The organism is Pseudomonas sp. S2_E02 (assembly GCF_054668355.1).
This window is the reverse complement of record NZ_CP162761.1, coordinates 1,975,694-1,996,447: the sequence shown is the minus strand read 5'-3', so window position 1 is coordinate 1,996,447 and position 20,754 is coordinate 1,975,694. Positions and strand designations below refer to the sequence as shown.

Here is a 20,754-nt window from a genome sequence, read left to right as displayed (position 1 = left end):
TTTGTCTTCATCTTTTTCTGTGATGCTCCAATCGGTCGTGTCCGACATTTTCAGCTGGTTCAATTACTTCTTCAATGGTATTAAAGTTGCATTTGTGTTCTCTGATGTTTTTGATCAGGTTTATAGTGATAGGCGTTGCTGTTTGTTTTGCAGCTGCTGCACGGTGATGCCCATCTAGAATATAGAAGTTGCCCTGATGCTCTGCTACGTCTATGGGGTAGCTGACATCGTAGCCACCTGCTCGCATTTGATCTCTTATTTTTTCGACGCGTTTAGTTGATGTTTTTCCCATAATTGCATGCGCTCGCTTCACTGAATGTGGGTCAACGCCATGAATCAAGTCCGGTAATTGTGGCTCACCCTCATCAACCTTAGCCCCACTAATCCCACCCGGCACCTCACACCCAGGCTTCTTCGGCGGCGGGCAGTTGGAGTTCAACCCCAACGGATCCACCCACCCCGTCGGATTCGGCACGTACTGGTACTGATTCAACCCACCCGCCAACTTGATCGGATCCGGCGTCAGATACCGTCCCAACCTCGGGTCGTAATACCGGTGCCGGTTGTAATGCAGCCCGCTTTCGCCGTCGAAGTACTGCCCCTGAAAACGCAGCGGCTGGTTCAGGTAGTCCTCGCCGGCCAGGGTCAGTGCGGCGACTTTGCCGTAGGCGTCGTATTGCGCGGACCAGACGATGTCGCCGCTGTAGTCAGTGAGTTCCTGCGGGGTGCCGAGGTGGTCGAGTTGGTAGTAGAAGGGGCAGGCTTTTTTCGGGCCTTTGCCGTCGAGCAGTGCCAGCGGGCGGAAGGTGCCGGGTTCGTAGACGTAGCTGCGGTATTCGTGTTCGCTGCTTTCGGCGACGAGGTGGTCGCCTTGCCAGAAGAATTCGGTGATCTCGCCGTTGACGGTTTTGCGGATACGCCGGCCGAAGGCGTCGTATTGGTAACTGGCGGTCTGGCCGTCGGGGCGGGTCAGGCCGATCAGGCGGTGCTGGCAGTCGTAGCGGTATTCAGTGACGAGTGTCTGTGCGCGGCCGCGACGTTCGCGGATCAGGTTGCCGAAGGCGTCGTAGTCGTAATGACGATCGCCTTGCATCAGCAAGCGATTGCCCTGGATCTGGCTGGGGCCGGGGCGGTCCTGCATCAGCAGGTTGCCGGCCGGGTCGTGGGCGAAGGATTCCGGCAGCTCGTCGCGTGAGTGACGGACGCGGATCAGCCGGTCGAGGGCGTCGTAGCCGTAGGTGCGCTGGCCGTGGCGGCTGTCGGCGATGTGCGCGAGATTGCCGTTGGCGCTGTAGGCATAATCGCGGCGGTACAACGCATCGCGCTGATGGCCTACGGCGTGGGCGAGTAATCGTCCCTGATCATCGTAGGAGTATTCGCTGAGCAGCAGACCTTGTTGGCGTTGCAGTTCGCGACCGGACTGGTAGACATGGCGGGTCAGCGGCGTGCCGTTGAGGTCAATCCCGTTCAGCGCGCCGCCCTTGGCGTGGCGGTAGTCGAGCACGCTGCTGTCCGGCAGGCGCATGCGCTTGAGCTGGCCGCAGGCGTCGTAGCGGTAACGCAGGGTGCCCCAGCCCTGATGCTCGGTGATCAGCCGGTCCTGACGGTCGTACTCGAAGGCCAGCGGGTGTTGCTGGCCGTCGTCGACACTGATCAAACGACCGAGTCGGTCGTACTGGTAACTGACCTTGATCCCGTCCGGCAGGGTTTTGACCAGCAAACGCCCGGCGGTATCGCGTTCATAAGCGGTGAGCAAACAAGAGCCGTCATCACCGAACTCGGTCTTCTCCAGCAGATGCCCGTTGAGGTCGTAGGCATACGCGGTGCGCTGACCATCAAAACCGACTTCCTGACGAATCAGCCCGGTCGGCGTGTAATCCAAGCGATACTTTTCCCCGGACTCGTTTTCGATCTCGGTGAGCAACAGTTGCGCATGGTCGTAGCGGTACTGCACCCGCGTGCCGTCGGGGTTGATTCGCCGCGAGACCAGATGCAGGTCATCGTCGTATTCGTAGCGGGTGATACGCCCGAGTTCATCGCGCTCGGCAGTGACCTGGCCGTAGGCGCCGTAGCTGTAGGCGCGGGTGCTGCCGCCAGGAAATGTCGTCTGAATCAGTCGGCCAACGGCGTCCCAGTGCTGACGGGTGACTGCACCGTGTTCGTCCGCAGTCGTGGTCCGTCGCCCCAGCGCGTCGTAGGAAAAACGCCGTACGCCACCGTCGGGCAAGGTCTCTTCGGTCAACTGGCCGAGGCTATTCCAGACCAAGCGATGCCGGCTGCTGTCCGGGTAGCGGATCGACAGCAATTGCCCCCGGGTGTCGTAGTAGTAATGGGTGACCTGACCGTCGGGGTCGACCGCTTCGGTGACATTGCCCTCGGCATTGCGCCGGTAGATCCACACCGCCTCGCCACGCGAACGCCGATGCAGGAAACCGTTGCGATACTCGTAGGACGTAGGCGCCTCATCCGGTGGAATCAGCGCGATGAGCCGTCCGACTTCGTCGTAGCGGTATTCGGTGACAGCGCCCAAGGCATCCTGCTCGGCGATCAAGCGCCCGGCATCGTCATAGGCCTTGAGCTGCTCGCCACCATCCGCCGAGACTTGACGCACTAGTCGCGCACGCTCGTCGTGAACGTAGGTCTCTTCGGTGCCATCGACGTAATGCACCGCGACACTGCCGTCATCGTTCCAGACGTAGCGCGTGTCCATCTGCGAGAACGACGCCCAGTGACGCACGCAGCGCGCCGATTTCCCTGAGCGCTCCCACTCCCAGAAGAAGCTCGCGCCGCCGGCCAGTTGCCGCTGCAGAATCACGTGAGCGTCGTCGTAGTCGTAACGCTCGCTGTCACCGACGGCATTGGTCGCTTCGATCAGGTGCTGATAGGCGTCGTAGCGGTAGCTGACCAGCGCTTGTTCAGTGCTCCAGGCACCGTCGCGAAACACCTGGTAATCGACCCCGACCAACTGCGCCTGCTCATAGCGCAACAGCAGCGAACGCCCGGCCCCGTTGTCCAGGCGCTGCACCCGGTCAGAGCGATCGCGTTGCACCGTCAGACGGTTGCCATAGGCATCGCTGATCGCCGTCAGCCGTCCTGCACGAAAGTGATAAAAGCGCGCCGTGTCCCCGGCCAGCGCGAGGATCAGCTCTTCCGGCTCATCGCCCAGAAAAATCGCCGCCCGCGACAAACTGTTGTGAATCGCCGGCCGCTCAACGCTCGGCAGCGGGAAACGGGTGCGACGGTTTTCGTGATCGACCCAAACAACCTCGTCGCCGGCAAACTCCAGCCGATGCGCCAGCGAATGACTCCAGCCAAACCCCAACCCAACATCGATTTCGGCGGCGCTGGAGCGATACAGGCGGGCGAACTCAAACGGCAACACGCCATCGAGCACCGCATCGCTCAAGGTCAACAGTTCTTCGCCGGTGACCATCGACACCGGGCAGCCGTTGGTGCAGGTGCGCGGCACACAATCGGCGCTGTCGCCGTTGGGGTTTTTCGCCTGATCCGGCGAATCGTCGTGAGGCTCATGCCGTTCCAACCGGCTCGAAGCACCAGACTTGTCCCGCACAACAGGCGCCGGATTCGGCACCGTCAACACCACAGAATCGGCCTGACGAATGTTCAGCGGTATCGACGGTGTCGGTTTCAACTCAACGTCACGCACATTGAGCATCAGCGGCTTCAAAACGCTGGCATGCCGCGTCAAATCCGCCGAGGACGTCAGTTCGGCCAAGCGCAACGCCGAGGCCGCCAGCCACTCCCGCGCGCGCGGCGACTTGATCTTCGCCAGCACCTTGCTGCTCAAACGCAGCGGCACGCCCATGCCACCCGACACGCCCATCAACAGGAAGCTGATCAGCAATTCGACCCGCACCTCGGCCACCACTTCAGCCAGATACTGCGGCGGCAGCATCTTCAGCCAACTGGTAAACGCGGCCAGCTGAATGAACAGCAGCGGCTCGTCACTGAGGATCAACAGACCGTTGGCAATGGCGTCGCTGGAGGCATTCAATAACGCCTCAAGCTCGGCCTCGCTGAGGTATTCCAGCAACTTTTCACTGTTGGCCTGCAAGTCGGCGAGCAGGGCGAATACCTGGTGGATGTCATCCCAAACACCATTCAGGGCTTTCTCGAATCCACGCCAGTCGGCCTGTTGCAACTGACCGTAACGCTCAAGAAATCCGGCGCTGGAAAATTCCTTCCACTGCGGCTGAAATTCACTCCATTCCCCGCGCAACCAGCCCTCCAGGCCATCGATGATGCCCTGATAGGAGGCGTACAACGTCTGCACATGGTCCGTGGACACATCGGGAAAGAAGGTGATGCGATAACGCTGGCCCCGATCGCAGTCGGTCACTTGCAGAATGCCGCTGGGGCCGATGGTGTAATGCAGCGGCTCACCGAAAGTCAGCACGCCGCCGACATCGGCAAGCACCGGTTCGAGGGTTACCGGGGTGTTGCCAATCGGCACAAACCGCGCGGCCTCGAACATGTGTACCAGCGTCAGCGACCCGCTGGCCGAGCACATGACCACCGATGAACTGAGCGGTTGGCGCGACTTGATCGGCGCGCTGAGGCGCACGTCGTTGCCGACCGTAAAAATTTGCTCGACATCCAGCGCGGTGCCTGTCCAGAACTGCTCGGCCCAGGCCTCGTAGTTGTTCAGGCACAGGCGGAATTCGCGGATCAGGTGTTCGAAGTCCGGCTCATCGGGATTCAGGGCGGCAACAACGAGCAGGCCGATGCTGTTGTTCAGGGCCAGAAGCCGATCGGTTGGAAGCATTCGCAGTCTCTCGCGCACGTCAAAAAGGTGCGGGGACTTTGCGGGGGATCAATCAGGAAAGAAGTCGGGCGAGTAGGCGTTATCTGTAGGATGTTTCGACATGATTTGTAGGGCGGTATAGGGTTTCGTATTCTCGTTCACAACTAAGGGCCTTTACCTACCCGGAAGCCTTCAATGACAAAAGGATCAAGCGTCATGTCCAACACAGCCGAGCGGGTCAGCATCGTCGACACTCAGGTGTTGTCCCACGACTGGTACCTGCTGAAGAAAATCACCTTCGACTATCACCGCAACAACGGTGAGTGGCAGCGTCAGACCCGTGAGGTCTACGACCGTGGTAACGGCGCAGCGATTCTGCTGTTCAACCGTGAAAAACGCACGGTGGTGCTGACCCGGCAGTTCCGCCTGCCGGTGTTCGTCAATGGCCATGATGGCTTGCTGATCGAGGTGGCGGCCGGGTTGCTCGAAGGCGCGGCACCGGAGCAGCGTATCCGCGACGAAGCCGAGGAAGAGACCGGTTATCGCGTGCACGATGTGAAGAAGGTGTTCGAGGCTTACATGAGTCCGGGTTCAGTGACCGAGAAGCTGCACTTTTTCATTGCCGAATACGATTCGGCATCGAAGGTTGGCGAGGGTGGTGGACTGGAAGAAGAGACCGAAGAGCTGGAAGTGCTGGAGTGGGGGTTCGACGAGGCGTTGGCAGCGTTTCAGCGCGGTGAGATCTGCGACGCCAAGACCATCATGCTGTTGCAGTATGGGGCGATGAATAATCTGTTCGGCGCTTGATTCAGAACAGCTCGCCGGTTTTGCCAATTTGCGACCACTGCCCACCCTCCAGGCTCAGCAAGTGCTCTTTCGCCTCAAGCCCACCGGCAAACCCGGTCAGCTTCCCCGACGCGCCGATCACCCGATGACACGGCGCGACAATGGAGATCGGGTTGCGTCCGTTCGCTGCGCCCACTGCCCGTACAGCGCTGGGATTGCCAATCTGTCTGGCAATCTGGCTGTAGGTGCGCGTCTGGCCAAAAGGAATGGTCAGCAGCGCCGCCCAGACCTTTTTCTGAAAATCGGTGCCAGCGAAATCCAGTTCCAGATCAAAACAGTCACGCGCCCCGGAAAAATATTCTTCAAGTTGTCGAGCCGTTCGAATCAGGATCGGATTGTCGTGTGCCTCGCTCATCGGCCCGAGGCGCACGCGGTTCGGTTTATCGTTTTCCCAGAGGATGGCCGCCAGTCGTGAGCCGTTCGCGACCAGCTTCAGCTCGCCGACGGGCGAGGGCAGGGTGATGAACGTATAAGACATGACGACAGACTCCGGAGCAGGGTGGCAACAGCGCCCAGCATACTGCCTGATCGGGGAGGCGCAATACGCAAAGCCGACCATACTGCTTGGTGCTCTTGCAGCGTATCCCTCTCTGTTCTGCACAGACCCTGAAAACAAAAAAGAGATCGACTCATGAAGTACGAACCTTTGGCCAAATCGCTGATAGCGACCTCACTGGCACTCAGCTGTCTCATGGCTCACGCGGCGTCGGTGGCACCGGTTGCCGCAGAAAACGGCATGGTGGTCACCGCGCAACATCTGGCCACCCATGTTGGCGTCGACGTATTGAAAAGTGGCGGTAATGCCGTCGATGCGGCGGTCGCCGTGGGTTACGCGCTGGCGGTGGTCTATCCCGCAGCAGGCAACCTGGGCGGAGGCGGCTTCATGACCATTCAACTGGCAGACGGGCGCAAGACCTTCCTCGATTTTCGTGAGAAAGCACCACTGGCGGCCACTGCCAACATGTACCTCGACAAGGAAGGCAACGTCATTCCCGACTTGAGTACCCGTGGCCACCTGGCGGTGGGCGTGCCGGGCACCGTGTCCGGCATGGAGCTGGCGCTGAGCAAATACGGGACCAAACCGCGCAAGGAAATGATTGCGCCGGCGATCAAACTGGCGGAAGACGGTTTTGCGCTGGAGCAGGGTGACGTCGAGTTGCTGGAGTACGCCACCGACGTGTTCAAGAAGGACATGCGCGACTCCGGTTCGATCTTCCTGCATAACGGCGAGCCGATGCAGGTCGGGCAGAAACTGGTGCAGAAGGATCTCGGCAAAACCCTGCGGACCATTTCCGAAAAAGGCGCCGACGGCTTCTATAAAGGCTGGGTTGCCGACGCCATCGTCACCTCCAGCCAGGCCAACAAAGGCATCATCACCCAGGCTGACCTCGATAAATACAAGACCCGCGAACTGGCTCCGGTGGAATGCGACTACCGTGGTTATCACGTGGTCTCGGCGCCGCCGCCAAGCTCTGGCGGGGTAGTGATCTGCCAGATCATGAACATCCTCGAAGGCTATCCGATGAAGGATCTGGGCTTCCATTCGGCCCAAGGCATGCACTATCAGATCGAAGCCATGCGCCACGCCTATGTTGATCGCAACAGCTACCTGGGCGATCCGGATTTCGTCAAAAACCCGATCGAGCATCTGCTGGACAAGAACTACGCGACCAAACTGCGCGACGCCATCCAGCCGCAAAAGGCCGGCGTGTCGGCCGAACTCAAACCCGGCGTAGCCCCCCATGAGGGCAGCAACACCACTCACTACTCGATCGTCGACAAGTGGGGCAATGCGGTGTCGGTCACTTACACCCTCAATGACTGGTTCGGCGCGGGCGTGATGGCGAGCAAGACCGGGGTGATCCTCAACGATGAAATGGACGACTTCACCTCCAAGGTCGGCGTGCCGAACATGTACGGCTTGGTGCAGGGCGAAGCCAATGCGATTGCTCCGGGCAAGGCACCGCTGTCGTCGATGAGCCCGACCATTGTCACCAAGGATGGCAAAGTGGTGATGGTGGTCGGTACACCGGGCGGCAGCCGTATTATCACGGCGACTTTGCTGACCATGCTCAATGTCATCGACTACGGCATGGGCCTGCAGGAAGCGGTCGATGCGCCACGTTTCCACCAGCAGTGGATGCCGGAGGAAACCAACCTCGAAGACTTCGCCGCCAGCCCCGACACGAAGAAGCTCCTTGAGAGCTGGGGTCACAAGTTTGCCGGCCCGCAGGACGCCAACCACATCGCCGCGATTCTGGTGGGTGCACCTTCGCTGGGCGGTAAGCCGGTCGGCAAAAACCGTTTCTACGGCGCCAACGATCCACGCCGCAACACGGGCTTGTCACTGGGTTACTGAGGAGCGTAAAAAGGAGGCGGGCTCAGGTCCGCCCCTGTCTCAAGGACTGATCAAGGAAGGCTCATCATGACCACCGCATTACTGATCATCGACGTCCAGCGCGCCCTCTGCTCGGGCGAATATCAGTGCTACGACATTCAGCGCGTGCTCGACACCATCAACGGTCTCAGTGCTCGCGCACGCAAGGCTGGCGTGCCCGTGGTGCTGATCCAGCATGAAGAAAAGGACAGCCCGTTGGCCCATGGTGCCGAAGGCTGGCAACTGGCCGAAGGGCTTGAGACATCGCCTAAAGACCTGCGCGTACGCAAGACCACCCGGGACTCGTTTTACCAGACTGACCTGGGTAAATTTTTGCCAAGTGAAGACTTCGAACGACTGGTTATTTGCGGTCTGCAGACCGATTACTGTGTCAATGCGACCGTACGCCGGGCCCATGAGCTGGGTTATGACGTAGTGCTTGCCGCCGACGCGCATTCCACCGTCGACAACGGCAATATGAGCGCCGAAGACATCATCGCCGAGCACAACAAGGATCTAGCGAATCTGACTGGCTCGGTGGCGCGTATCGACGTCAAACCCGCAGCCGACATTACGTTCTGACTATCCACACAAAACCTGTAGGAGTGAGCCTGCTCGCGATAGCGGTGTGGCATTTGATGCAACATCGTCTGACCGAACGCTATCGCGAGCAGGCTCACTCCTACAGTGATTGCGAAATCCTGATTGCTATGTACATCAGGGATTTCCGCTGGCAGCACTGGCATACTGCGCGCCGTCCGAAGAATGGAATCTCTCGATGTTCGCTATCTCCCGGCGTCATGCCTTGGCGCTGATGTGCCTTGCGTTTGCCTCTATCACCCACGCCAGCAGTTTTGATTGCACCAGTGCCGCCAGCAAAACTGAAAAAGCCATATGTGGCGACCCGCAGATTTCGCTGCTCGATGAGAAGCTGGGCAAGCTCTGGCACTCGACATCGGCTGATGTCCCCGATGCCAAAGCCCTCAAGGCAGACCAGCGGCAGTGGCTGAAAAACCGCAACGCCTGTGGCGATCAGACAGCCTGTTTGCGTCGGCAGTATTTAATGCGCCTGACCGAACTTGAACACGCCACCCAGCCCTTCAGTTGGGATGCGACCTGGCAGCTCATTCCGCCAGGGACCTCAACCTCGGCGACAGTCATAACCCAGCGCCGCGATCCCACGCACATCAGCATCGACATCACGGCGGCTGAGGGCGCCAACTCCGGTGATCTGGATGGCGTTGCCACACTCAAGGACGGTAAAGCCGTTTACTCGGAAGACCAGTGCACCCTGTTGTTCACCCCCATCAATGGTGTGCTGGATATTTCTATCGTCGGTGCAGGCGGATATTGCAGTGCCGGGTTGGGCGTCTACTACACCGGTCGTTTTGTCGCTTCGCAGCAACCGCTGACGCTGGATTACGACATGCTCAGCCTGGGCCTGGCGCAAACACCGGAAGAAAACCAGGCACTGCACACGTTGCTCAAGACTGATTATCAGACGCTGGTGGAAAAGTCCGGCTCGTTGATGACCGCTGAACCTTCCGCTGATGTGCCGGGTAGTCAGGTCTGGGAGATGTGGATGCGCGGCCTGGGTGGCTCCGGCATCGTGATGCGGTCAGCCGATGGCCATTTCTGGGTCTTGTTGGTTACCGATGACAACACCGGTCACTCGCGCCTGCGCTATTACACCGACGTTGCGAAATGGAAAAAACGCCTACCCGGCGCCTTGCACGACTGGAACGAGCGCATGAAAGATCATCTGGAACTCCCCGTAGACTTCATGCCCTGATCTGCGCAGCATTGCGCCATCACGTCGCAAACAACACCCCACGAATCTCGCCCACCCGCGGCGCTACGACCACGCCCTCCAGCACCATGCGCGTGATCGTCTGTGCCGCCGTTTGATAATCCTCATCCGGCGGCACTTCGCGCCCCATGATCCGGCCCATCTGCCAGCCGATATTGGTGTACGTGCGCGTCGCCGACCATATGAACAGCATCAAATGCTCCGGATCCACCGACGCGAGCAAACCGCGCTCGATCCAGCTGCGCAGACATTCAACGTTGCGCCGCGCTTCGGCCTGCAACAGATCGCGGCACTCATCCGGCAACTGGCGACCGCCCAATAGCAACTCGCCACTGAAGACCTTGGCAATCGCCGGATGTTCGCGGGCGATGCGAATGCGTGCGGCCACGTAGGCGCGCAGTCCCGTCAGCGGATCATCACTTTCACGCAGCACCGCCGAGGCTTCCAGCAGCGGCTCGACAAACCCCAGCAGCACTTTGCTGTAGAGGTTTTCCTTGCTCTGGAAGTAGTAATACAGATTGGCTTTGGGCACCCCGGCACGCGCCGCGATATCGCGGGTCTGGGTGGCGTTGAAGCCGTTGGCGGCGAATTCCTCGCTGGCAGCGGCGAGGATCAACTGCTCGTTGCGTACGCGGATGGCACTCATGGCAATAAAGGTTGGCTGGACGGCATGGAAAGATTCTGGCGATTTCGGTTTCGCAATATACAAAACTATATAGCGATGAGGCCAGCACACTCGAAGGGCGGCGCTATGCTGTTTCGATCATTGACTGGAAACGGAGCTGGCACATGACCCTTCAGGCACTGCGGGCCGACGCGACACACCTGGATGCGGTGGCGCAGTTGTTCGACGCTTACCGAGTCTTTTACCAGCAGCCGTCGAACCTCGAGCAATCACGAACCTTCATCGCCGCGCGCATGGCCGACGATGAATCCGCGATTTTTCTGGTTCAGGATGAAAAGGGCGAGGCGCTGGGTTTCGTGCAGTTGTATCCGACGTTCTCGTCCATCGATGCCCACCGCACCTGGCTGCTCAGCGACCTGTTCACCACGCCCGCCGCCCGTGGGCGTGGGGTTGGCCGCTTGTTGATGAACACGGCGCGTGACTTTGCCTTGGCGACCGGTGCCAAAGGCCTGGTACTGGAAACCGCTACCGACAACTTCACTGCGCAGGGGCTGTATGAATCATTGGGTTATGTCCGCGATACGGGTTACTACACCTATTTGCTCGACTTGCGTCAGGGCTGAACGGCCGCCATCAGCATTAGCTCGATCTGCGCCAATTCCCAGGTACTGAGCAAACTCACCGGATCGGTGCCGTAACGCTGCCAGCTCTCCAGCGCACCTTCTTGCCCATCGTCGCTGCGGGCAAATTCACAGTGGTGTAACCGCCCACCTTCAACATCCAGCCGCAACTGCCAGCCTTCGATATCGACCGTGACCAGCCCGGCCTTGGTAGGCCGCTCGCAGATTTTCAAAGCGAGCACGCCCAACGCCGCTTCACGCAAACGCTGACACACCTCGCGGGCGCTCAGAAATGCAGACATGTCGAACTCAATGACCAGATGAGCGGGCCAGCATAAAGCCCGAGTCGACAAGTGTCAGCGTTCACTGGCCCGATCCGCGACAATTCCGTAACATCCGCAACCCTCTTTTTCCCGAACACCTGCAGCCGCGCTCGGTGGCTGCTCGATAGGTAAGCCATGAAACCGATTCGTCTGCGCGCCGATGTCCTGGCCGGACTCACCACCTCGTTTGCCCTGTTGCCCGAATGCATTGCGTTCGCACTGGTGGCGCACCTCAATCCGCTGATGGGCCTGTATGGCGCGTTCATCATTTGCACGCTGACGGCGTTGTTCGGCGGCCGGCCGGGCATGGTCTCCGGCGCGGCCGGTTCGATGGCCGTGGTCATCGTTGCGCTGGTGGTGCAGCACGGTGTGCAGTATTTGCTGGCGACGGTGTTGCTTGGCGGTTTGATCATGATGGCGTTCGGTTTGCTGCGCCTGGGCAAACTGGTGCGCATGGTGCCGCACCCGGTGATGCTCGGCTTCGTCAACGGCCTGGCGATCATCATTGCGCTGGCGCAACTGGAACATTTCAAGAACGGTGAGGACTGGCTCAGCGGTACGCCGTTGTACCTGATGGCCGGGCTGGTGGCGCTGACCATGGCCATCGTCTATATCCTGCCGCGTCTGACGAAAGCGGTGCCGCCGGCACTGGTGGCGATCCTCGGCGTCGGTCTGCTGGTCTATCTGTTCGGTCTGCCGACCCGCACCCTCGGCGACATGGCGCACATTGCCGGCGGCTTGCCGACGTTCGCTTTGCCGGACATCCCGTGGAATCTTGAAACCCTGCGCATCATCGCGCCTTACGCGATTCTGATGGCGCTGGTCGGTCTGCTGGAAACCCTGCTGACGTTGAACCTGACCGACGAAATCACCGAAACCCGTGGCTACCCGGATCGCGAGTGCGTGGCGCTCGGTGCGGCCAATATGGTCTCGGGCGCATTCGGTGGCATGGGCGGTTGCGCGATGATCGGCCAGACCGTGATCAATCTCAGCTCCGGTGGGCGCGGGCGCTTGTCTGGCGTGGTCGCTGGGGTGCTGATTCTGTTGTTCATTCTGTTTCTGTCGCCGCTGATCGAGCGTATTCCGCTGGCGGCGCTGGTGGGTGTGATGTTTGTGGTGTCGCAGCAGACTTTTGCCTGGGCGTCGTTGCGGGTGGTGAACAAAGTGCCGCTCAATGATGTGCTGGTGATCATTGCTGTGACTACCATCACTGTGTTCACTGATCTGGCCACCGCGGTGTTGTGCGGCATCATCATCGCTGCGCTCAACTTTGCCTGGCAGCAGGCGCGTGAGTTGTATGCCGATGAGCATCTGGAGGCTGACGGCAGCAAGCTTTATCGTTTGCATGGCACGTTGTTTTTTGCTTCGACTACGCCGTTTCTCAATCAGTTTGATCCGGCTAATGATCCGGCCCGGGTGACTTTGGATTGTCGGCATTTGAGTTTTGTTGATTATTCGGCGATTGCGGCTTTGAGGACTCTGCGCGAGCGCTATGCCAAAGCGGGTAAGCATTTGCAGGTGTTTCATTTGTCTGAGCGGTGCAAGAAATTGTTGAAGCGGGCGGGTGAGGTGCATCACTGATTGTCTGGCTGACTGGGTATATATCCGTTGCTGCGGGTGTTGCTGATTAGGGTTCCGCCCTTACGGCGGGTCACTTTTTCCAGACGCCGAAAAAGTAACCAAAAAGGCTTGCTCTTACGTGCGGCCCGCTCGCTGGGGCTCGGGGTTCCTTTGCTCCGGGCTCCATCCGGGCGCATCGCCTACGGTTTGCTTCGCTGCACCTCCTCTCGATGTGTTTGGCTGCGCCAAACGGTCGCTGCGCTCCCACGCCCGGATGAATCCCTCCACTCAGCCTTCCGACGTCGCTCGTGGATCAAGATCAAGATCAAGAGCGGCAGCCGAGCTAACGCTCATCCTGTTGAGTGGTTAGAAGCGATGCGGTGCGAGGTGGGAAGTGCTTTTTTTCTGTGGGAGCGAGCTTGCTCGCGAAGGCGGCCTGGCAGCCGACCAATTTTCTATCGGATGTACTCAGTCCCAATGTAGGAGCGAGCCTGCTCGCGATGGCGTCGGGTCGGTCAAAGATGCTTTGAATGACACGCCGCTAGCGCTTGCAGATTCGCTCCCACTGGTGTTGTTGTGTGGCCAGACTTCAGATGGCCGGGAAGTCGATATCGGTCAGTGCCGCGTTGTTCAGGTAGTTGGTCAGGCTCTGCACGGCCACCAGTGCAATCACTTCAATGATCTTCACGTCGTCGATGCCGGCAGTGCGGGCGGCGGCGATCTGTTCATCAGTCAAATGGCCGCGGCTTTCGGTCAGCTGACGGGCGAGGGTGGCGTAGGCGTTGAGTTCGCCCTGGCGTGCGGCGACGATGTCCTGCGCCGAGAGCCCGGCTTTGCCGGCAAACAAGGTGTGTGCCGCCAGGCAGTAGTCGCAACCGTTGACCTGTGAGGTGGCGAGGTACACGGCTTCTTTTTCCTGGGCGTTCAGCGAGGTCTTGCCGAGGATGGCCGAGGCTTGCACGTAGGTTTCGAGGGCCACCGGTGCTTTGGCCAGGGTGGTGAAGACGTTGGGCAGGAAACCGATTTTCTTCTTCACGCCTTCCAGCACAGGGCGGCTGGCGTCGGCGGCGGTTTCGAGGCTGATAGCGTGGATGCGGCTCATGGTGATTCTCCGAAAGTCCGGTGCGAAGTGCGCCGGGGATGGAGGTCATGTTATTGAGCCGGGCTGGTGGGTTGGCGGCAAATCGTCGAGGATATGCGGCAGATCGTCCAGATATGCCCTCGGAGTCGTCCATGGATCGCCTTTCAACATTGCTCAGCCATTTCGGCGTGAATGCCGGTACGTTCCACAGCGGCGCGTTTTGCGGCGTCAGCGTTCATGACAACGAGCCGGTGGGGCATGTGCATCTTTTGCAGGCCGGTGAATTGCTGCTCAAACCGGGCAACGAGCGTGAGATTCGTCTGAGCGAACCGTCGCTGATCTTCTTCCCCCGACCCTTTACCCATCGCATGTTTGCCGATGAAGCCATGGACACCCGATTGGTCTGCGCCACGTTGACGTTTGATGGCGGCTCCGGCAATGCCCTGGCGGCGGCGCTGCCGGATTATCTGGTGCTGAAACTGACGGACATCCCGGAACTGGGCAACACCGTGGAATGGCTGTTCAAGGAAGCGTTCGAAGGTCATTGCGGGCGGGTGGCGGTGATGGATCGCCTGTTCGAACTGCTGGTGATTCTGTTGCTGCGGCACTTGATCAGCAGTCGGGAGCAACAACCGGGGATGATCGCCGGTCTGGCCGATCCACGCCTGTCCCGTGCCTTGAACCTGATGCACGAGCAACCGCAAAACCTTGGAGCGTGGCGGATCTGGCCGCTGTCGCCAACCTGTCCCGCGCCGGGTTTGCCGAGCAGTTTCGCCGGGTTGTCGGGCAAACGCCGGCCGATTACCTGCTGAGCTGGCGCGTCAGTCTGGCGCAGAAACGCCTGCGCGAAGGCAGACCGATTGCGCTGATTGCCGAAGAGGTCGGTTACGAAAGTCCTTCGGCGCTGGCCCGGGCGTTTCGGCGCAAGACCGGGCTCAGCCCACGCGAGTGGAAGGCGGGTGCCTGAGGATCATTTGGCGAATTTCTTCGCCCCGGCGACACACAGGATCACGCCAAACGTCACGGCGAGCATGCCGAGGCTGACCTGTTCATGCAGCAGCGTCGCCGCCAGCGCCAGACCGAAAAACGGCTGCAGTAATTGCAGCTGACCGACCGCGGCAATCCCGCCCTGAGCCAGACCGCGATACCAGAACACAAAACCGATCAGCATGCTGAACAGCGACACGTAGCCCAGACATAGCCACGCCGACAGACTGATTGTGTTGAACGAGGCGGGCGCCAGCCACACACTCAACACCGCCATGAGTGGCAGCGAAAGCACCAGCGCCCAGCAAATCACCTGCCAGCCGCCGAGAGTGCGCGACAACTTCGCGCCTTCGGCATAACCGAGACCACAGGCCAGAATCGCCGCGAGCATCAGCAGATCGCCAGTGGGCGAGGCAGTCAGACCTTGTGCCAGCGCGAAGCCGACCACCAGCGCGCTGCCGAGCATCGAGAAAATCCAGAACACCGGTCGCGGCCGCTCACCGCCGCGCAGCACAGCAAAAATCGCTGTGGCCAGTGGCAGCAAGCCGACAAACACAATCGAATGCGCCGACGTCACATGTTGCAACGCCAGTGCGGTCAACAGTGGAAAGCCAAGCACCACGCCCATCGCTACAATCAACAGCGACAACCACTGATTGCGCGCCGGGCGCCGCTCGCGAAACAGCCACAACAGCGCCACCGCCAACACCCCGGCGATGGCGGCGCGGACCACCGTGAGAAACACCGGATCGAACTCCAGCACCGCCATACGCGTGGCCGGCAGCGAACCGCTGAAGATCACCACGCCGATAAAACCGTTGATCCAGCCACTGGTTTTTTCCAGTGCCGGGGTCGTCAGATTCGAAGTCCTTTCCATCACCGTTCACGCTCGGAAGTGGGTTGCATTGCGGTCATGCTAGAACCGAGAATCAGCACAATCAAAGAATTGTCATGGATACATCCGGCATGCCACGTTCGCGCTACAAGACACTGGTTGACGCCTACGCGGCGGACATTCGCTCGGGGATGTTGCCGCCGGGTACACGGTTGCCGACCCACCGGCAACTGGCGGCTCAGGAAGGGTTGGCGCTGGTCACGGCTTCGCGGGTGTACGCGGAGCTGGAGGCCATGGGCCTGATCAGCGGCGAGACCGGGCGCGGCACGTTTGTCCGCGAAACGTCGTTGTCGCCGGGGCAGGGCATCGATCAGAAAGACGTGGCGGTAGGCATGATCGACCTCAATTTCAATTACCCGTCGTTGCCCGGTCAGGCGGATTTGTTGCGCACAGCGCTGCGCCAATTGGCGTTGTCCGGCGATCTGGAGGCGTTGCTGCGTTATCAACCGCACGCCGGGCGCGGCCACGAGCGTGCATCGGTCGCGCGGCACCTGCTGACGCGCGGGGTGAGGGTCGAGGCCGAGCAAGTGCTGATCGTCAACGGTGCCCAGCAAGGCCTGGCCGTCACGCTGATGGCGCTGCTCAAACCCGGCGATGTGATCGCCGCCGACGCGCTGACCTATTCCGGGTTCAAGGTGCTGGCCGAAGCGCTGCATCTGGAAGTCGTAGCCATTGCGCTCGGTGATCAAGGGCCGGATCTCGCCGCGCTGGACAAACTCTGTCGCAGCCGCTCGGTGCGCGCCGTGTACAGCATGCCGACGTTGCACAACCCGTTGGGTTGGGTGATGCCGCTGGCGCAGCGCGAGCAGTTGGTGGCGATTGCCCGGCGTCATGATCTGACAATAATCGAAGACGCGGCCTACGCCTTTTTGGTTGAAAACCCACCGCGTACGCTGATCGATCTGGCGCCGGAGCGCACGGTTTACGTCTCGGGCCTGTCGAAAAACATCGCCACAGGCCTGCGTGTCGGTTTCATCGCCGCCCCGACCGACGTGGTGCCAGCACTGGAACGCATCATCCGCGCCACGACCTGGAACACCCCAGGCGTCATGACTGCCATCGCCTGTGGCTGGCTCGACGACGGCACGGTGACGGTGCTTGAGGAACAGAAGCGCAACGACGCCAAGGTGCGGCAGGCACTGGCCACCGAAGTGTTGAAAGGACTGCCAAGCATTGGCCATCCGGCGTCGTATTTCCTGTGGCTACCGCTGCCGGAAGACGTGCGCGCCGATCAGATTGTCGTCGAGCTGATGCACGAGCAGATTTCCGTCACCACGGCTGAACCGTTTTCGGTGGCGGGTCATGTGCCGCATGCGATTCGCCTGGCGTTGGGCTCGGTAGAGATGGACGTGTTGCGTCAGGCGTTGAGCAAAGTCAGAAAGATCATTGGCGCTTACCTGTAAAAACATAATGCTACCCTTGCGTCGCCCGATGCAGACCGATCCGGAACCCTCGATGAAAAACACCGCTGCACTGTCACTCGCCCTGATGCTCGCCACTGGCCTGTCCAGTACGTTCACCCTCGCCGCAGGCGACCCCGAAGCCGGCGCGAAAATCTTTCCGCGTCTGTGCGGCGGCTGCCATCAGGTCGGCGAATCGGCCCGCCCCGGATTCGGTCCGCAACTCAATGGCATCATCGGTCGGCCCGCCGGTACGTCAGCGAATTACGTGTATTCAGAGGCGATGAAGAACTCGGGAGTGACCTGGGATCGCGAAACGCTGATCGCCTATCTGAAGGATCCGAAAGGCGTGGTGCCGGGTACGCGGATGATTTTCTGGGGCTTGAGCGACGAAGAAAAACTCGACAATTTGCTGGCGTACCTCCAGACCTTCACGCAATAACGGCAGCTCCTACAGGGCGTGCGTGTTTTTGAGGTGCAGCGATGTCGGTTGATGCTCTCTGTGGCAACCCCCTCCATCACGCTCGATTGATTCCGCCGCCAGGGTCATGACCGTCACCACTACGTCTTCTTCGCGACTCAAGTATTGCGGTGTTCGGGCGATATGCCGGACACCCAAGTCCCTGATTGAAAAATGACATGAAAAAGCTACTCGTCGCTGTTGCTGCCCTCGTTTTGCTGACGGGTTGCGTGACCAAAGATCTCAGCGTTGAAGACCGCCAGCAGATCAAAACCGTGAAAGTGCTGCCGGTGTTTGTTGCCGTCGATAACTTTCAATACACCAGCATGACGCAGGCCTGGGGCGCCGGCCTGGGTGCTGGAGCCGGCGCAGCGGCAGGTATGGCCTCAGGTGCTTCGACTTCTGGCGCCGGTGCGTTAACGGGGGCGGGCTCTGTGGCAGGGACGAAAGCGGCGGACGTGGCCACCGGCGATATCACTCTGGCGATTCGCAACAACATGAAGGCCAATGGCATCGACCTGAGCCAGTTGATCCGGCAAAGCTTCGAAAAACGCGTACAGCAGGAACATCTGTTTACCGTGGTGGGCGAGGGTGAGCGAGCCGATGCCGAGGTCGAAATTCTGGTCTCGCAATGGGGCCTCTGCCTGAAGAACTTCAGCACCGTGTTGTATCCCGTCATCGGTGCCACGGCGCAAATCAAGCGCAACGGCTCAGCGGTATGGCGTAATTTCGACACGATCTCTGTATCCAACGATGCCAACACCATCGCCTATACACCGGAGCAGTACGCCACGGATCCCGAGGCGTTGCGCAAAGCGTTCAGCCATGTGTCCGATCTGGTGGTCAACAAGCTGGTCGATCACTTGAAACAGTAATCGGCACAAGGCGATCGTGTTCGCGGAACGCTGCGGTCGGTCACGGGTCGATAGGGTACTTGTGCGGCATTTCCCTATCGTCCGGCACACCGTTGCACTCAAGGAGCTCACCATGAAATTTCTGCTACTGGCAGCCCCGCTGTTGCTTGTCAGCGCAATCGCCCATGCCGGCATCCCTATGCTCAACGCGACGTGCCCGGGCAAGATCGAAGTGCACGCCGATGAAGGCGGGCCGATCTATATCAATGGCAAGGAAGGCCAGTTGAAGAAATTCAACGAGAACTACTTCGAAGCCAAAGGCGCGGGCGTGACCATTTCCCTGAGCATCAATCCCGACGGTTCGCCTGCGGTGTCGTACACCGGGAAGAACCGGGCCAACGGGATTTGCGAAGTGAAGAAGGGCTGATCACGCCACCTGATTACGACCTGCCGCCTTGGCCTGATACAACTGCTGATCGGCGCGTTTGATCAGTGCGTTGTGGTTGTTATCGGCCGGGTCCGCCAGGCCGATGCCGATGCTGACCGTCACCTGCCCGATCACCGGGAAGTGAGCTTCGGCTACCGCCACGCGGATCTTCTCGGCGACAACTTCCGGGGTGTCGGGTTTGGCGATTTCCGGCAACAGCACAGCGAACTCTTCGCCGCCGTAACGGGCGACGAAGTCCGTGGTGCGCAAACTGCTCTGAATCAACTGCGCCAATTGTTGCAGCACATCATCACCCACTGCGTGGCCGTGGGAATCATTGATGCGCTTGAAGTGATCGGCATCGATCAGCAGCAGGGAGAACGGACGTCCGGTGCGGCGGAACAGCAGTGTGTATTCGGTGAGTTTCTCGTCGAAACGGCGACGGTTGTAAACGCCGGTCAAACTGTCGTGGGTCGCCAGGCTGAGCAATTCGGCATTGGCCTGCGTCAGCGCAGCGGTGCGTTGCGCGACGGTTGCTTCCAGCGAGGCATTGGCCTCTTGCAGCTCGCGCTCTTTGCCGAGCAGCGATTGCGTCATGGCATCAATGGACTGGCCGAGCTGGGCAATTTCCAGCACCGGGTGCTGCAGCGGGAATTGCGCACCGGGCTGTTGGTTTTGCACTTGCCGCGCCGAGCGCGCGAGCTGTTCGATCGGTCGGCTCAGGTACAGCGCCAGGTAGTAAGCCACCAAGCCGAACAGCACCGCCGCGACCACACCCAGGATCAGCAATTTGTACATCAGCAGGCGCGCCGGTTGCAGTGCGGTTTCCAATGGCTGGCGCACGGCAATCGACCATGACAGCACCGTACTCGATGACGTCGGTACGGTGACCACGCTGGTGAGGAATCCGTTGCCCGCCGTCCAGCCTTGCCTTTTGGTGTCAATTGCCAGTTGCTGACCCATCAGCGCTTCCGGGTAGAGCACTTTGCCATCGTGATCGATGATCAACGCTTCGATATCCGGCGTTGAGTTTTTATGCGAAAGCGCCGCCGACTCAACAATGCGGGTCACCCAGCTCCAGTGTGCGTGGGCGCCAAGAACACCAATCACCTGGCCGTCTGCGTTGCGGATCGGTGCGGCGAAATCGATGAAGCGCAGCGGTTCACCGTTCGGCAGGGCCGGCAGCATTTTCGCCAGCAACACCGCCTCATGAGGATCGCCGGTGTACTCGCCGCGCAACCCGGCCTGGAACCAGGGCCGTTGCTGCACCGATTGGCCGACCAGCAAGTCGTTCACCGCCTGATGCACCTTGCCCTCGGCATCGGTGACGCCCATCCACGCATACTCGGTGCGGGCCTGGGTGCGCAGTTGCATCGATTTCAGAATCGCCGGGTTATCCAGATCACCACGCTCCAGATGCGGCGCACGGCTGAGCAGATACACCTCCAACTGGCGTTCGCGCAGTCGTTCACCCAACAACGATGCAGCCGAGCGCGCGGTGTTGAGCAACGCATTGCCGCTGGCCTGCTTCATTTGTTCTGTGGCGATATGGCCGACATAGAAGCCCACGCTCAGCAGCGTCAGCAGGGATAAACCGGCAAACCAAAGGGTGAGGTGGCTACGCAGACTGGCTTTGAGCATGGGCAGTCGAGGTCTGTTTTGGAGTTGTGGCCGCATGGTATGCGCAATGGGCGGTGGGTGGCCAGTCGGGGAATGGATGGCGC

At 60.1% G+C, this 20,754-nt stretch carries 17 protein-coding genes and 1 pseudogene; 11 read left to right on the top strand and 7 right to left on the bottom strand.

All coding sequences use genetic code 11. The annotated features are described in order from the left end of the window. Nucleotides 1-7 precede the first annotated feature (7 nt). Nucleotides 8-4,786 carry an RHS repeat-associated core domain-containing protein gene (locus AB4O01_RS08870; protein ID WP_460091403.1) on the bottom strand — a complete coding sequence of 1,593 codons (4,779 nt, stop codon included), beginning with the start codon at nt 4,784-4,786 and terminating at the stop codon, nt 8-10. Between the two features lie 195 nt (nt 4,787-4,981). Here AB4O01_RS08870 and AB4O01_RS08865 point away from each other — a divergent pair, with 195 nt between their 5' ends. Further along, nucleotides 4,982-5,572, top strand: a complete 591-nt coding sequence (locus AB4O01_RS08865) for an NUDIX domain-containing protein (RefSeq protein WP_460091402.1) — start codon at nt 4,982-4,984, stop codon at nt 5,570-5,572. Between the two features lies 1 nt (nt 5,573). On the opposite strand, the gene AB4O01_RS08860 is transcribed toward AB4O01_RS08865, so the two are convergent. Continuing rightward, nucleotides 5,574-6,089 carry a methylated-DNA--[protein]-cysteine S-methyltransferase gene (locus tag AB4O01_RS08860; protein ID WP_460091399.1) on the bottom strand — a complete coding sequence of 172 codons (516 nt, stop codon included), beginning with the start codon at nt 6,087-6,089 and terminating at the stop codon, nt 5,574-5,576. Between the two features lie 153 nt (nt 6,090-6,242). On the opposite strand from AB4O01_RS08860, the gene ggt reads away from it, so the two are divergent. The 3 genes from ggt to AB4O01_RS08845 all read left to right on the top strand — a co-directional run bounded on the left by ggt (nt 6,243) and on the right by AB4O01_RS08845 (nt 9,780). Next, entirely contained in the window at nt 6,243-7,970 is a 1,728-nt protein-coding gene (ggt, locus tag AB4O01_RS08855; RefSeq protein ID WP_093441230.1) for a gamma-glutamyltransferase, read from the top strand. Between the two features lie 66 nt (nt 7,971-8,036). Next, on the top strand, nt 8,037-8,570 hold the full coding sequence (locus AB4O01_RS08850; protein ID WP_460091397.1) for a cysteine hydrolase family protein: 534 nt from the start codon (nt 8,037-8,039) through the stop codon (nt 8,568-8,570). Nucleotides 8,571-8,766: 196 nt separating this feature from the next. Continuing rightward, a complete protein-coding gene (locus AB4O01_RS08845; protein WP_460091396.1) occupies nt 8,767-9,780 on the top strand; it encodes a lysozyme inhibitor LprI family protein in 1,014 nt (337 codons plus the stop codon). Nucleotides 9,781-9,799: 19 nt separating this feature from the next. Here the strand turns inward: AB4O01_RS08845 and AB4O01_RS08840 are convergent, their stop codons facing one another. Beyond that, nucleotides 9,800-10,444 (bottom strand): TetR family transcriptional regulator C-terminal domain-containing protein, encoded by a 645-nt coding sequence (locus AB4O01_RS08840; RefSeq protein WP_460091394.1) that lies wholly within the window; start codon nt 10,442-10,444, stop codon nt 9,800-9,802. 143 nt (nt 10,445-10,587) lie between these two features. On the opposite strand from AB4O01_RS08840, the gene AB4O01_RS08835 reads away from it, so the two are divergent. Beyond that, on the top strand, nt 10,588-11,046 hold the full coding sequence (locus AB4O01_RS08835; RefSeq protein WP_460091392.1) for an N-acetyltransferase family protein: 459 nt from the start codon (nt 10,588-10,590) through the stop codon (nt 11,044-11,046). Here AB4O01_RS08835 and AB4O01_RS08830 read toward each other — a convergent pair. Then, entirely contained in the window at nt 11,037-11,345 is a 309-nt protein-coding gene (locus AB4O01_RS08830; RefSeq protein WP_320337610.1) for a DUF7693 family protein, read from the bottom strand. The genes AB4O01_RS08835 and AB4O01_RS08830 overlap by 10 nt on opposite strands. A gap of 156 nt (nt 11,346-11,501) precedes the next feature. Here AB4O01_RS08830 and AB4O01_RS08825 point away from each other — a divergent pair, with 156 nt between their 5' ends. Further along, nucleotides 11,502-12,947 (top strand): SulP family inorganic anion transporter, encoded by a 1,446-nt coding sequence (locus AB4O01_RS08825; RefSeq protein ID WP_093441205.1) that lies wholly within the window; start codon nt 11,502-11,504, stop codon nt 12,945-12,947. 568 nt (nt 12,948-13,515) lie between these two features. Here the strand turns inward: AB4O01_RS08825 and AB4O01_RS08820 are convergent. Further along, nucleotides 13,516-14,028, bottom strand: a complete 513-nt coding sequence (locus AB4O01_RS08820) for a carboxymuconolactone decarboxylase family protein (protein WP_116254999.1) — start codon at nt 14,026-14,028, stop codon at nt 13,516-13,518. A gap of 131 nt (nt 14,029-14,159) precedes the next feature. Here AB4O01_RS08820 and AB4O01_RS08815 point away from each other — a divergent pair. Continuing rightward, nucleotides 14,160-14,974 (top strand): annotated as a pseudogene (locus tag AB4O01_RS08815) (cupin domain-containing protein). 3 nt (nt 14,975-14,977) lie between these two features. Here AB4O01_RS08815 and AB4O01_RS08810 read toward each other — a convergent pair. After that, nucleotides 14,978-15,871, bottom strand: coding sequence for a DMT family transporter (locus AB4O01_RS08810; RefSeq protein ID WP_320337612.1), 894 nt, complete (start codon nt 15,869-15,871; stop codon nt 14,978-14,980). Between the two features lie 89 nt (nt 15,872-15,960). Here AB4O01_RS08810 and AB4O01_RS08805 point away from each other — a divergent pair, with 89 nt between their 5' ends. The 4 genes from AB4O01_RS08805 (at nt 15,961) to AB4O01_RS08790 (ending at nt 19,030) form a co-directional block, all read left to right on the top strand. Next, nucleotides 15,961-17,292, top strand: a complete 1,332-nt coding sequence (locus AB4O01_RS08805; protein WP_460092241.1) for an aminotransferase-like domain-containing protein — start codon at nt 15,961-15,963, stop codon at nt 17,290-17,292. A gap of 52 nt (nt 17,293-17,344) precedes the next feature. Further along, nucleotides 17,345-17,731, top strand: a complete 387-nt coding sequence (locus AB4O01_RS08800) for a c-type cytochrome (RefSeq protein ID WP_093441176.1) — start codon at nt 17,345-17,347, stop codon at nt 17,729-17,731. Between the two features lie 197 nt (nt 17,732-17,928). After that, nucleotides 17,929-18,624, top strand: coding sequence for a hypothetical protein (locus AB4O01_RS08795; RefSeq protein WP_093441166.1), 696 nt, complete (start codon nt 17,929-17,931; stop codon nt 18,622-18,624). A 112-nt stretch (nt 18,625-18,736) separates the two neighbouring features. Further along, on the top strand, nt 18,737-19,030 hold the full coding sequence (locus AB4O01_RS08790) for a hypothetical protein (RefSeq protein WP_099756616.1): 294 nt from the start codon (nt 18,737-18,739) through the stop codon (nt 19,028-19,030). On the opposite strand, the gene AB4O01_RS08785 is transcribed toward AB4O01_RS08790, so the two are convergent. Then, nucleotides 19,031-20,671: a sensor domain-containing diguanylate cyclase gene (locus AB4O01_RS08785; protein ID WP_460091387.1), complete on the bottom strand. Its 1,641-nt coding sequence runs from the start codon at nt 20,669-20,671 to the stop codon at nt 19,031-19,033. Between the last annotated feature and the right edge of the window lie 83 nt (nt 20,672-20,754).